The following is a 12,953-nucleotide window of genomic DNA, read 5'->3' on the forward strand; positions in this document are numbered from 1 at the left end:
GCGTATGGGAGATAAGGAGAGGAAGAGAGCAATGAAAGTGATTTTGAAGCTCAAATGGCTCATGCTTGCGCTATGGATAGCGGGAGCCGCAGTACTGATGATCAGCGCGCCGAATATGGAGGAACTGGTGCGCACGAAGGGCCAAATAACGGTTCCTGACGGTTATTCGTCAACGCTGGCCGCACAGCTGGAGAAGAATATCGGGGTTTCCGGTGACGGGGAAGGCGCGGAGGGCATGTCGACCGTGCTTGTCTTCCACAAGGACGGCGGCCTTACGGAAGATGATCTCGCGCACGTAAAAGCCGGCCTCGACAAGCTGGATGCGGAAGGCGAGACGTTAGGCGTCGAATCCGTCATGACGCATTTCGAGGTTCCCGAGCTGAAGGAACAGATGGTATCCGAGGATGGAAGCACGGTTCTTGCGCTCCTGACGGTGACGGCGGGTGACCGCGAGAATACCGTGCTGCTGGATGACCTGTATCAGGCGCTGGAGGATGTGCCTGTCGAGCATTATTACACCGGCAACTGGATTATTAGCGAGGACGTCATTCAAAGCTCGCAAGAGGGCCTTAAGAAGACGGAATTTATAACAGTAGGCTTTATTCTTGTTATTTTGTTTATGGTTTTCCGTTCTGCCGCGGCTCCGCTGGTGCCGCTTCTGTCCGTCGGTTTTTCTTATTTGGTCTCTCAATCGGTCGTTGCTTTCTTGGTTCATTATTTCGATTTCCCGCTTTCGAACTTCACGCAAATCTTTATGGTCGCGGTGCTTTTCGGTATCGGTACCGACTACTGCATCCTGCTGATCAGCCGGTATAAGGAAGAGCTTGCGCATCGCGGGGATAAGACGGAGGCGATCGTTCATACGTACCGCACAGCGGGCAAAACCGTTTTGTTCTCCGGCCTTGCGGTTCTTGTCGGCTTCGCTTCGATCGGCTTCTCTACCTTTGTCTTGTACCGCTCGGCCGTTGCGGTAGCGGTAGGCATTGTTGTGATGCTTCTCGCCTTGTTTACGCTCGTGCCGGTCTTTCTGTCATTGCTGGGCAACGCGTTGTTCTGGCCCGCAAAAGGCTCGCTCGAGCATAAGCCAAGCAAAGTGTGGGGGGCGGTCGGCAGCTTTTCGCTGAAGCGTCCGATCTGGGCGCTTGCCATTCTGGCGGTTCTCATCGTACCGTTCTTGACCGCTTATAAGGGAACCATCTCCTTCAACTCCTTAGATGAGATCGGAGATAAATACGATTCGGTAAAAGGCTTCAACTTAATAGCGGACAGCTTCGGCCCTGGCGAGACGCTGCCGACTAACGTTATTGTGAAGTCGGATGCGCCGATGGATACGCCGGAAGGACTTGCCGCATTGGAGCAAGCGAGTCGAGAGCTGGCTAAGGTTGAAGGCGTGAAGACGGTGCGCAGCGCGACGCGTCCGACGGGCGAAGTGCTTGAGGATTTCCTCGTCTCGGATCAAGTGGTTACGCTGGATGAAGGGCTTGGCGCTTCGGGCGAGGGTCTCGGCGAAATTAGCAGCGGGCTGGCGGAAGCCAGCAGCGCGCTGAACGGTAACGCGCCGAAGCTGCAGGAAGCGACGGCCGGCGCGGAACAGCTCGTCGAAGGGACGAATGAGCTGCGCGCCGGCATGGAAGAGCTGGCTTCCGGCCTAAGCGCCATTGAGCAAGGGCTTGCAGACGGCTCCGCAGGGGCGGAGGAGCTGCTGGCGGGTCTGACGGAAGCGCAAGCAAGCGCGGCGAAGCTTGCGGAAGGCAGCGCGGAGCTGCTCAAAGGCTATCAGAGCCTTGGCGGCGGATTACATGAATTGACGGCAGGCTATCTAGCTATTGCCACGGAGCAAGAGAAGCTGGCTGGCGGACTGGACGGCGTGCGGCAAACGCTGACGAGCGTGCAGGACAGCCATCCTGAGCTGAAGGAAGACGCGGCGTTCCAGGAAGCGCTCGCCACATTGTCGGGCTTGCAGCAAGGCGCCGCGGCGCTCGGCGCGAAGCTGACCGAGCTTAATGGAGGCTTAGCCGGCGTTACGGCGGGCATGGACCAGGCGAACAAAGGATTCAGCGAAGCGTCGGCGGGACAAAGCGCGCTGGCGAACGGACTAAGCCAGCTTGCCGCCGGTCTTGGCGAGCTGAAGAACGGAATCGCACAGGCTGCGGCGGGCCAAGGCCAAATCGTCGACAAGCTGCCTGATGTTACGCAGGGGCTGGGCGAGCTGGCAGCCGGACAGGAACAGCTGAGAGCGGGCTTCGCTTCGCTCAACGAGCAGCTGGGCGAGCTTACGAGCGGACTGGATCAAAGCGTCGACGGTCTCAATCAGGTCACCGACGGTCTCTCTTCCGCAGAAGGCTATTTGCAAGGCTTGGCGGAGGCGCCGAACAAAAATATGACGGGCTGGCATATCCCGCAAGAAGCGATTGAGGATGAGCAATTCCAAAGCTCGCTTGACGTGTACATGTCCGAGGACAGAATGACGACGAAGCTCGACGTCATCTTCGCGAGCAATCCGTATTCCCAGGATACGATGGCTCAGGTTGAAGAGCTTAACGCGGCCGTTTCCCGCGCGTTCCAAGGAACGGGGCTTAGCGGAGCGGAGTTTGCGATCGGCGGCGTCACCAGTATGAACCATGATTTAAGCACGATTTCGAACGGCGACTATTCCAGAACGGTTATGCTGATGCTGATCGGCATATCGCTTATTCTGATCGTGCTGTTCCGCTCGATCGTCATTCCGCTGTATGTGGTCGCCTCCTTGCTCATCACGTTCTACACGTCGCTGGCGATTACGGAGGTTATCTTCGTGCGGATGCTGGGCTTGTCGGGCATTAGCTGGGCCGTGCCGTTCTTCGGCTTCGTCATGCTGATCGCGCTTGGCGTGGACTACAGCATCTTCCTAATGGACCGGTTCAGAGAATACCGGCATATGGATCCGAAGAAAGCGATTCTGGAAGCGATGAAGCATATGGGCGCGGTTATTATGTCGGCTGCGGTCATCCTGGGCGGCACGTTCGCGGCTATGCTTCCTTCCGGCGTCATGTCGCTGCTTCAGATCGCGACGGTCGTGCTGTGCGGATTGTTCTTGTACGCGCTTGTGATGCTGCCTCTGTTCATTCCGGTAATGGTGCGCACCTTCGGAGAGGCGAACTGGTGGCCGTTCATGAAGCAGCAAGCTTCTGCCGGTTCAAGACAGCTGGACGGCAAATATTCCTACGAGCAGTAAGCGCGAATGAGAGGGCTGACGGAGGTCATTGGACTTCCGCCGGCCCTTCTTTTATCCTTCGAGCTTATCCAGGCGCTTGGACAGCTGACTGAGCTCTACACGCAGCAGACTGACCTCCTCTAACGCTTCCTTGACGGTCTGCAGGACAAGCCATCCGATTACTGTGCTCAGAATGCCGATAAAGGGGAGTAGAAGACGAAGAATTTGGATTTTTAAAAAGCCGCCGCCTCCCGGCAGAAGAAGGAATAACCAAATGACAAGCATAAGAACACCCGCGGTAATCAGGAAATAGGAAGCGGTGATGGTTTTGGTGGAATACATAATAATCACCTCGATTGCTAATTATTGTATGCTGTAATCATACTTTATCGCGGCAACGGTTTGTAGCGGGAGTTGTCAACTTTTTTAAAATTCAAATGGCGGAGAAGGGCTGGGGCATGATTTAGACAATCCTGGCTTAAGGTAGTAAGATAGAGGGGATTAAGGTTAAAAGGAGGCCGTCTAATGGCGCGGATTTTAGTTGTTTTTACGGGCGGCACGATTGGAAGTAAGGCGAATGGGCTTGCGATTAATGTGGATCAGTCCGGTTCTTATACACTGCTAGAGGAGTATCGGAAGCTTGCGACATACCGGGGTGATGTCGAGCTGGATACGCTTCAGCCGCTTAATCTGCTCAGCGAAAACATTACGCCTGCGGATTGGGTGACGCTAGCGGAAGCTATTCAAAGTATTGACCAGAGCGCTTACGACGGCATTATCGTGACGCACGGTTCCGATACGCTGGCCTACTCGTCTGCTATGCTGGGCTATCTGTTCGCAGATGTGAGAATACCGCTCGTCATTACGGCGAGCAATTATCCGATAGCGGATGAACGGAGCAACGGCTTGCGCAATCTGTCGAGCTCGATCGATTTTATTGTCCAGGCCGGGTTGCCGGGTGTTTTCGTCGTGTATGAGAACGACAAGGGCGAATCGATCGTTTATTTGGGAACCAGGGTATTCCAGAACGAATCCTTCACCGATCAATTCCGGAGTCCGTATGAGCTTCCATACGGCAAAATGGCCAGCGACAGGACCTTTCAATGGGTCGATGACCGCCGGAACCCGGCGCCGGATCATCTCGCGTCGCGCGTGAGCTCTCTTCAGAATCATGGGAGCCTTACAAGGCTGCGGTTGGAGGACCGTATCTTATACATAAGGCCGTACCCAGGCCTGAATTACGAGCTGTACAGCTTCCATAGCGTGAAGCCGCGGGTCATCCTGCATGATCTTCATCATTCCGGAACAGCCAATGCGCTGGAGTCGGGGCCTTACTCGTTAGCGGCGTTTATTGAGCGCTGCAGCTCAGAGGGCATCGACTGCTACCTTTGCCCCATTAAGGACGCCTCCGACGCGCTGTACGAATCGTCCCATCGATTAATTGAAGCGGGAGCTAAATTTATCGAGAACATGTCGATTGAAGCGGCGCTGACAAAGCTGATGCTTGCCTACGGCATGATCGAAGACGCAGACAAACGGGATGCCTTCATCCGCAGCGAGGTCGTGTACTACGAGAAGCTCGATGCCCAGACTCCGTAGCCGCGGAATGCGGCGTGCAGAGCGGGCCAGCGCGGCGTTATGCGCGGTAAGCAGTAAAATGCAGCTTACAGAGCCGGTCAGAGTGGCTGGAGCGCAATAAGCAGTAAAATACGGCTTATAGAGCCGTTCAGTGCGTCGTGGAGCGCAGTAAGCAGTAAAATACGGCTTACAGAGCGGGCCAGAGCGGCATGGACATGGAGCGCAGTAGCAATCGGGCAGCCACTGACTCCATAGTAATTGAAGGTGCATCAATAACCAATTCAAGGAGGATGGTACAATGAGCAACACAGTCAAAGTCGGCGAGAAGGTGCCTAATTTTACGCTCCTGGCTTCGAACGGCAAGGAAGTGTCGCTGGCGGATTATAAGGGGAAGAAGCTGGTTATTTACTTTTACCCGAAAGACATGACGCCGGGCTGCACCGCGGAGTCATGCGATTTCCGCGACTTCAACGGTGAGTTCGCAAAGCATAATGCGGAGGTAGTCGGCATCAGCCCGGATGATCTGTCCTCGCATGAGCAATTCGTCTCCGAATACAAGCTGCCGTTCCTGCTGCTGTCCGACCCGGACCATAGCGTTTCGGAGCTGTTCGGAGTGTGGAAGGAACTGAGCTGGGGCGGAAAAACGTTTCTCGGCGTAGAGCGCTCCACTTTCCTGATTGACGAAGAGGGCGCGCTGATCCGCGAATGGCGGAGCGTCAATGTAGAAGGACATGCAGCAGAAGTGCTGGAAGCCGTTCGGGCATGATTGTCCGTACACAACAATAATGAAACACTAAAAAGCTGCTTGCGACGGAGTATGGATCTCAATGGTGGGGGGATGCTCGTGCCAGAGTTAATTAGGGATATCCTGGAAGACATGAATAAGCAGCTGGTTCGAATCGAAAGAAGCCTGAATCTGCTGAACGATGAGCTCGTGTGGAGACGAATGAAAGAGAGTATGAACAGCATCGGAAATCTCTGTTTGCATTTGGCGGGAAACGAGTATCAGAATGTTGTGAGCGCAATCGGAAATAGGCCGTTCGTACGGGAGCGCTCGCGCGAATTTACGACGGACGGGGGAGCATCGAAGGACGAGCTGCTCGGCCTTCTGCGAGCGACTCGCACTGAATCCGAACGTGTACTGGGTGGCTTGTCTCCGTATGACTTATCCCGGGAAGTCATCATTCGTTATGACCCAGAGGATTGGAGGCGTATGCATCGAAAGGATTCCCAAGCTGAAGATGCCTGCGATAAAAGAACAATCGGCCAGCTCCTTGTTCAAGTTTCCGCTCATTATGGATACCATGCGGGACAAATCGTCCTGCTCGCCAAAATGTTAATCGATACGAATGAACATCTTTCCGGTCAATATCATTGAAGCTGAGGGACTGATGAGAGTCATTGCTTCGAACATGCCGACAGGTGCATGAAAAGGATAAAGCAATCGGGTTTATTCATATACTGATCGTTCGGAGAAGAATGGCAAAGGCGCTTCAGAAAAAGGGTCCCTGAACCCGCCAAGTCCGCTTATACAGCGGCTAGCGGATCCGGGGACCCTTTTCGTAAGTGTCGTTATTCTTCCGTCTTCCAGCTCGGCAAATGGTTCACATAGCTGTCGGAGAGGTTCAGCAGCTCAAGAGCGCGGTTGAATTCATCCTCCGTCACTTCCTGCTTGCTGTTGCCGTCGCCGGTGAGCGGGTAGTGCTTGCCGTCTTCAAAGCCGCTGCCCGACATAAACAGCTCTTGGCTGCTTAAGAATGAGCCGCTCGGCAAATAATAACGCTGTGGCAGAATGTTGTACGCCTTATTGTTGAACAGATCCTGGCCGAAATGCAGCTGCTTATCAAGCGATACACCCAGCAGGTTGGCGACGGTAGGCAAAATATCGACTTGGCCGCCGAGATGATCGTACTCGGCCGGAGTCATTTCTTCGCCGGCGTTCATCACGACTAACGGAATGTTGATCATATCCGTGTACGTATACTCTCTGCCGTAGATTTCTTCCATCAGATCCTTCTCATGGCGGTCAAGAGAGTAAATCGGCAGACCCAAGTGGTCGCCGTACAGGACGACAACGCTGTTATCCCAGATGCCGCGAGCTTTTAAATCTTCGATGAAAATACCCAGCTGCTGGTCCGCATAATGCTGAGCCTGCAAATAATCGCCGACCATCGTATCGTCGAAACGCTCAGGCAGATCCAAATAACGTTTGTCATCCGGAATCGTGTACGGATGATGCGCAGTCATTGAGATCACTTGCGCGTAGAACGGATTTTGTTGCTCATCCATGCGCTGCAGTTCCTCTGCAGTTTTCCGGTATAGAACGGCGTCCGAAGCGCCGAAGAAGACGGAGTCTTCTGTGCCGAAGAACTCGGCGTCATAGTAGCGGTCGAAGCCGACGGCTTTGTACAGCTCGCCGCGGTTCCAAAACTCCACGACGTTCGTGTGGAAGGTTGCCGTATCGTAGCCTTGCGATTTCAGCAGCTTCGGCAAGCTTGGAAGTTCTTTGTCCGCATAACGCTGCGTAGCGGCGCCGCGCGGAGGAATATACATCGATGTGTTCACGACGAACTCCGCGTCAGACGTATTGCCTTGTCCGACTTGCTGGTAGAAATGCTTGAAGTAGCTGTTTTCCTTCACCAGCTTGTTCAGGTTCGGCATAATCTCCTGGTCTTCGATTTTCAAATCGACCAGGAAGTTTTGCATCGATTCCATTTGAAGAATGATCAGGTTTTTCCCTTTGGCGATACCTTGGAACTGGGGAGCAGCAGGCTGCTCAATATTTTTCACTTCATTAATCTTCTTTTGCGTAATTTCGCTTTGATCCACGAAATCGATATCTTTATCGGAGAAGATGGTATAGGCCTCGTAGTTCAAAATCCCCATTTGCTCCGCCTTCACGATTTCGTTCATGCTCGCGCGGTTCGGCAAAATGTTGAACAGACAGATCGCGAACGAGACAGCTAGAACAGCGACAACAAATCTTGTGTTCTCTTTGCGGGAGAACGATTTCTTCCATTCCAACGCTTTCTTCTTCATGAACAGCAGCACAAGCATAATGAGAACATCCGTATAAATGAACAGATAATACGGATCCATCAGCGAGAATACGCTGTTTTTAACGGCGGTCACCTGATTCACCTGTTCCAGAGCCGCGTACGTCACGATAACGCCGTAATACTTGTAATACATAATGACAGCAAATAGAATAGAAGTCATGAGCAAGTTCGCAATGGTATAATAGAGGAACTTTCTTTTGCTGGCGAACCACTCAATAAGGCAATAGACGATAAGAACGAACGGGATTTCCTTGAGCATGGTTGTCCAAGAAGGACCGCCTTCGAAAATAACCGTCCAAGCCAAATAGCTTTTTAGCAGCATAATGAGCGAAAAGAATAAAATAGGACGAGTGCTCAGCAGCCGTTTTGCAGTTATGGTTGACACCTTGACCCTACCTTTCTCAGCAAAAACAGGCTTTCTCATCCGAGACAGCCAGTTGCTTTTTTCTATATGTTTTATGTTTATTGTAAGTGCACTATCATTATGCTCCTTCTGCCAGGCAATTGTCAAAGGCAAAAGGGCCCTTAACAAATTTGTCGATATTTAACACTGAAATAGTCGCATCATCCTGTTGTATAGTTGCGTCAATAGGATAGGATATGCCAAGCATGCTAGAGGGGGAACTAAATTGGGCAAAGGGAAATTTTTATTTATGATCGGGCTGGCGGCCGTCCTTGTAGTCGGAGGGTATTTCGCTGTGGAGAGAAGCGGTCCGCATGAGCAGGAGACAAAGCTTGCGGAGCAGCCGCAGCTCGCTGACGGGGCGGAATCTAGCGCAGGCGAAAGCGAAGGCCAAGTAGGCGGCGAGACTGGTAACGAGACGCAAGAGGAGCCGCAGACAGGTTCGGAGCAGGATAACGCCTCCGGGGATCATGCGGGAGACGAAGAGACCGGTCAGGAAGACGCTGGGGACGCCGGGGAACAAGCTGGCGGCGATCAAGCTTCCGATGGACAAGCCGGGTATTCGAAAGGCGAGGAAGGCGCGGTTGTGGTTATTGCGCAGCCGGAAAGCATTGCCGCGCTCGTCAATCCGTTCAACAAGCTTCCGGAGGATTACAATCCGGATGACCTCGTCTATCCGGACGTACGTTTCACGTTCTCGGAGAAGATTGAGAAGCGGATGATGCGCAAGGAGGCGGCGGAGGCGCTGGAGCAAATGTTCGCCGGCGCGGAAGAAGACGGCATTTATCTTGCAGGCGTATCGGCTTACCGCTCTCACGAGACGCAGAAGGCGCTATTCAATCGCTATGTCGAGAGGGACGGCTATGATAAAGCGAGAACGTACAGCGCGCTCCCGGGAACAAGCGAGCACGAGACGGGACTGGCTGTCGACGTATCGGGCAGCGACGGCAAATGCGCCGCCGAGGATTGCTTCGGCGAGACGAAGGAAGCGGATTGGCTTAAGAAGTACGCGGCGGAATACGGTTTTATTATCCGTTATCCAGAGGGCAAACAGGACATTACCGGTTATCAATACGAGCCATGGCATCTCCGCTATGTAGGAACCGATATCGCGCAGGATATCGCGGCAAGCGGCGGTACTCTTGAGGAGTACTACAATGCGGTGCCGGTGACCGCTCCTAATTCATAACCATTCGTATGAGAACATGCGGACATCCGTAAAATAAGGGAACGATGGCAGCAGGCAGCGCCTCTGACAAGCGAGACCGACTAACTATGCTGCCGAGCGGAGGTGCGGTACGTATCCATGAACGTGCCTATATATATAGTCCAGAACATCTATACACTTATAATGCTGCTTAATATATTTCTCGCGATTACCGTTATTTTTCTGGAACGCCGGAACGCCAGCTCCGCTTGGGCATGGGTCATGGTTTTATTATTTATTCCTGTCCTTGGATTTATTATGTATTTAATTTTGGGACAGAAGGTGCGGAAGCGGAAGCTGAACAAGCTTCTCGGGGATAATCAGCGGATTATCGAGGATACGATGGAAAAGCAGCGGCTGCAGCTTCTCGAGCGCAGACTCTTGCCTGAAAGCAGCGAAATCGCCGATTACCAGGACATGATGTACATGAACCTGACGACGAGCTTTGCGCTGTATACGACACATAATGCAGTCGAGATTTTTACGAACGGCAACCAGAAGTTCGACGCGTTAATTGCCGATATCGAGGCGGCGGAGCGGCACATTCATTTGGAGTATTACATCGTCCGGGACGATGACCTTGGCAGACGGCTGGCAGCAGCGCTTGCGAAGAAGGCCAAGCAGGGCGTCGAGGTTCGGTTCCTTTACGATCATATCGGCAGCTCCAGTCTGCCGCGGCGGTTCTTCCAGGAAATTCGCGAAGCCGGCGGACTGGAAGCGGCCTTCTTCCCTTCCCGTATCCCTTATCTTAATTTAAAAATTAATTACCGCAATCACCGCAAGCTTGCGGTTATAGACGGTAAAGTTGGATATATCGGCGGATTTAATATTGGCGATGAATATTTGGGGTTGAACGCCCATTTCGGCGAGTGGCGCGATACGCATTTGAAAGTAACGGGCGCCGCCGTGCTCCAGATGCAGGCGCAATTTCTGATGGACTGGAATTTGGCCTCGGCCGGAAGGGTCGAGCTCGATCAGTCCTACTTCCCGGTACCGGACGAAATTCAAAGCCGTATCGGCATGCAGCTGGTGGCCAGCGGCCCGGATACGGATTACCAGGAAATCAAAAATGCTTATATTAAAATGATTTCTTCCGCCAAAAACACGATCTGCCTGCAAACGCCGTATTTCGTGCCGGATGAAAGCTTGATGACCACGCTTCGGATCGCCGCGTTATCCGGTGTAAAGGTGAGTATTATGCTGCCTAGCAAGCCCGATCATTTCTTTGTCTATTGGGCGACGCATTCTTACCTCGGCGAACTGCTGGCAAGCGGCGTGCGTGTCTACTTGTACGAGCGGGGCTTCCTTCATGCCAAAACATTGGTTGTTGACGGGAAAGTCGCATCGGTTGGCACGGCTAACCTGGACATCCGCAGCTTTAAGCTGAATTTTGAAATGAACGCGTTCATCTACGACCGCGAGACGTCGTCCCGGCTGGAAGCTCTCTTCCGCGAAGATGTGAAGAGCTCGCGCCAGCTGACCGCGGAAGACTATGCGAAGCGGCCGCTTTTCAACCGGTTCAAGGAATCGATTTCGAGGCTGCTGAGTCCTATTCTATAGCCGCGCAAATCGAGATTTGCCCGCCTTCTGCATGGCTGTATGAGCCAGGCGGAGGGCTCTTTTTTTGGGTCGGCTTAGGCAAGGGCAGAATTTTTTATTCCCAAATCGATAACCTTTAGGATGTGAATCCTTAAACAGAAAGGCTGATTAATAATGGCTCAAACTGCGCGTTCCACTAAATTAGCGGTTCTTATTATCGCACTTCTGGTTGTTTGTATAGCAGCTGCCGTCACCCTTGTATTGTCCGCGATGGAAGAGAGAGTTACCCACAAATACGTAATTCCGCAAGGGTTTACGGGCTGGGTCGAAGTCACGTACGAACAGCAAGGGCACCCTGCCTTGAAAAAAGAAGGCCGCAAATGGGTCTATGAAATCCCGACCTCCGGAAAATTATCGACATCTAGCCGTAATATCTCAGGACCGATGCTTTTTTACTATGCGGATCAGGATGGACGGCTCACCGAGTTTCCAACAGATATTTCAATAATTCATGAGGTGGGCGCTTCATCAGGCGGAAGCTCTAGCGGTGAAAAGTACCCGGAAAAGGTTACTTTTTTTGTAGGAACGGAAGAACAATGGCGAGCTTCTGAAAAACAATGAACACCATGAATAATGAAGGCTATGGCTTGTTCATCGCCTTAAAGAGCTTGGCGTGCAGGTTGACTGCGTCCAAAAATGAATTTATACTTAGTCTAAAATCATCAAGTCATCAGTGAAGGCGGTATGAAGAAGTCATGAACAAAATAAACTTAACTATACAGCGGAAAGCCGTGCTTGAAGTCATCCAACATGCGCATGACCATCCGACGGCGGCGGATGTCATCGAGAGATTGCGGGGCAATGGCTTTCATTTTGCTTACGGCACGGTATATAACTCGCTTCGTTACCTGACCGACGTCGGATTAATTCGTGAGCTGAAGCTAGGGGAGGCGGTAAGCCGCTACGATGCGAGGACGGAGGATCATCAGCACATCGTATGCGTTAAATGCGGACGAGTCGACGAGGTGATGACGGATGTTCCGGCCGATTGGGTCGAGGCAGTCGCGAAGGAAACGAATTACCGCATCGAGCATGCGCAAGTCGTACTGGAGGGAGTGTGCGAATCATGCAGGCAGAACGGCTGACGGCACAAATGGAAGGAATGTTATGCTCGCTGACGAATCGGGTTATGGTAATCAGCCCGATGCCGGATCGCGTGCAGAGTCTGCTCGCGAGCTTGTCGACAGGCTGCTTTGATGTATTCGCGCTGCACAGCCTCAACAAAGGGATGCTGACTGCGCTTCAGCCGGAGCTGCTTATCTATGATGCGATGCCGCTTCCTATTCATACGGTAGGCGCAGGGCATACGCTGAGAGGCGGGGAGGAGCTGCTGAGCGCGGCGCAGGCGGCCGGCGTGCCGGTATTAATGCTGGTCGATTCCGGTTCCTCTGCGGCCCAGCAAGAGGACGTTCTGTCAGGCGCCGAGTATTTGCTGTGGCCGGCTGAGCCGGAGGAGGCGCTTGAACGCATCAATCGTATTTTGCGGGAACGGCCGGCGCAGCCTTCCAGCGGTTTAAGCTCGGATGAACTCGTCTTTAAGGATATTCGGGTCCATCTTCGGAAGATGAAGGTTGAGCGCGGCGGCGTCTCCGTCAATCTGACCAAGACGGAGTATGATCTTCTGCTGCACTTCTTGAACTCCGACGGCACGGTCTTGACAAGAGAGACGCTCCTGGACAACATCTGGGGGATGAATTATTTCGGCGGCAGCAACATTGTAGATGTTCATATTAAAAGTCTGCGAAAAAAACTGAAGGACAGCGCGGTCTCGCCAAAATATATCGTAACCGTCCGAGGAGCCGGCTACCGGCTGGCGGACGACATGCTGCGCTAATGAAGCTAAGGGCGCCGATCTCCATTTTCTCATGTAACGTTCATTTTTCATTCATTATGAATTCATGACGTTTATGCACC

The 12,953-nt window shown here is 52.8% G+C and carries 11 protein-coding genes; 9 read left to right on the plus strand and 2 right to left on the minus strand.

Annotation, left to right across the window (positions count from 1 at the left end):
* Positions 1–31: 31 nt before the first annotated feature.
* Entirely contained in the window at positions 32–3,214 is a 3,183-nt protein-coding gene (locus tag D3P08_RS17320) for an MMPL/RND family transporter (protein WP_119600967.1), read from the plus strand.
* Between the two features lie 51 nt (positions 3,215–3,265).
* On the opposite strand, the gene D3P08_RS17325 is transcribed toward D3P08_RS17320, so the two are convergent.
* Complete coding sequence (locus tag D3P08_RS17325; RefSeq protein ID WP_119600968.1) at positions 3,266–3,535, minus strand: hypothetical protein; 270 nt, start codon at positions 3,533–3,535, stop codon at positions 3,266–3,268.
* 183 nt (positions 3,536–3,718) lie between these two features.
* Here D3P08_RS17325 and D3P08_RS17330 point away from each other — a divergent pair, with 183 nt between their 5' ends.
* From D3P08_RS17330 to D3P08_RS17340, 3 genes are all read left to right on the plus strand, one after another.
* Positions 3,719–4,792 carry an asparaginase gene (locus D3P08_RS17330; RefSeq protein WP_119600969.1) on the plus strand — a complete coding sequence of 358 codons (1,074 nt, stop codon included), beginning with the start codon at positions 3,719–3,721 and terminating at the stop codon, positions 4,790–4,792.
* A gap of 277 nt (positions 4,793–5,069) precedes the next feature.
* Entirely contained in the window at positions 5,070–5,537 is a 468-nt protein-coding gene (gene bcp, locus D3P08_RS17335) for a thioredoxin-dependent thiol peroxidase (RefSeq protein WP_119600970.1), read from the plus strand.
* Between the two features lie 72 nt (positions 5,538–5,609).
* Positions 5,610–6,149, plus strand: a complete 540-nt coding sequence (locus D3P08_RS17340) for a DinB family protein (protein WP_240647614.1) — start codon at positions 5,610–5,612, stop codon at positions 6,147–6,149.
* Positions 6,150–6,343: 194 nt separating this feature from the next.
* Here the strand turns inward: D3P08_RS17340 and D3P08_RS17345 are convergent, their stop codons facing one another.
* Positions 6,344–8,215 carry an LTA synthase family protein gene (locus D3P08_RS17345; RefSeq protein WP_420819043.1) on the minus strand — a complete coding sequence of 624 codons (1,872 nt, stop codon included), beginning with the start codon at positions 8,213–8,215 and terminating at the stop codon, positions 6,344–6,346.
* Between the two features lie 244 nt (positions 8,216–8,459).
* Between D3P08_RS17345 and D3P08_RS17350 the strand changes: the two genes are divergently transcribed.
* The 5 genes from D3P08_RS17350 (at position 8,460) to D3P08_RS17370 (ending at position 12,873) form a co-directional block, all read left to right on the plus strand.
* Entirely contained in the window at positions 8,460–9,422 is a 963-nt protein-coding gene (locus D3P08_RS17350; RefSeq protein WP_240647616.1) for a M15 family metallopeptidase, read from the plus strand.
* 117 nt (positions 9,423–9,539) lie between these two features.
* A complete protein-coding gene (gene cls, locus D3P08_RS17355) occupies positions 9,540–11,000 on the plus strand; it encodes a cardiolipin synthase (RefSeq protein WP_240647618.1) in 1,461 nt (486 codons plus the stop codon).
* Between the two features lie 153 nt (positions 11,001–11,153).
* On the plus strand, positions 11,154–11,600 hold the full coding sequence (locus D3P08_RS17360; RefSeq protein ID WP_119600973.1) for a DUF6843 domain-containing protein: 447 nt from the start codon (positions 11,154–11,156) through the stop codon (positions 11,598–11,600).
* Between the two features lie 134 nt (positions 11,601–11,734).
* Positions 11,735–12,124 carry a Fur family transcriptional regulator gene (locus tag D3P08_RS17365; RefSeq protein WP_119600974.1) on the plus strand — a complete coding sequence of 130 codons (390 nt, stop codon included), beginning with the start codon at positions 11,735–11,737 and terminating at the stop codon, positions 12,122–12,124.
* On the plus strand, positions 12,106–12,873 hold the full coding sequence (locus D3P08_RS17370) for a winged helix-turn-helix transcriptional regulator (RefSeq protein WP_119600975.1): 768 nt from the start codon (positions 12,106–12,108) through the stop codon (positions 12,871–12,873). The genes D3P08_RS17365 and D3P08_RS17370 overlap by 19 nt, the downstream gene beginning before the upstream one ends.
* Positions 12,874–12,953 lie beyond the last annotated feature (80 nt).

This window comes from Paenibacillus nanensis, assembly GCF_003583765.1.
Classification (GTDB): Bacteria; Bacillota; Bacilli; order Paenibacillales; family Paenibacillaceae; genus Pristimantibacillus; species Pristimantibacillus nanensis.

Bases quoted from the DNA above. Each gene is read 5' to 3' on its own strand.
- D3P08_RS17340 (WP_240647614.1), top strand. From the start codon at position 5,610: ATGCTCGTGCCAGAGTTAATTAGGGATATCCTGGAAGACATGAATAAG.
- bcp (WP_119600970.1), top strand. From the start codon at position 5,070: ATGAGCAACACAGTCAAAGTCGGCGAGAAGGTGCCTAATTTTACGCTC.
- D3P08_RS17370 (WP_119600975.1), top strand. From the start codon at position 12,106: ATGCAGGCAGAACGGCTGACGGCACAAATGGAAGGAATGTTATGCTCG.
- D3P08_RS17360 (WP_119600973.1), top strand. From the start codon at position 11,154: ATGGCTCAAACTGCGCGTTCCACTAAATTAGCGGTTCTTATTATCGCA.
- cls (WP_240647618.1), top strand. From the start codon at position 9,540: ATGAACGTGCCTATATATATAGTCCAGAACATCTATACACTTATAATG.
- D3P08_RS17365 (WP_119600974.1), top strand. From the start codon at position 11,735: ATGAACAAAATAAACTTAACTATACAGCGGAAAGCCGTGCTTGAAGTC.
- D3P08_RS17320 (WP_119600967.1), top strand. From the start codon at position 32: ATGAAAGTGATTTTGAAGCTCAAATGGCTCATGCTTGCGCTATGGATA.
- D3P08_RS17325 (WP_119600968.1), bottom strand. From the start codon at position 3,535: ATGTATTCCACCAAAACCATCACCGCTTCCTATTTCCTGATTACCGCG.
- D3P08_RS17330 (WP_119600969.1), top strand. From the start codon at position 3,719: ATGGCGCGGATTTTAGTTGTTTTTACGGGCGGCACGATTGGAAGTAAG.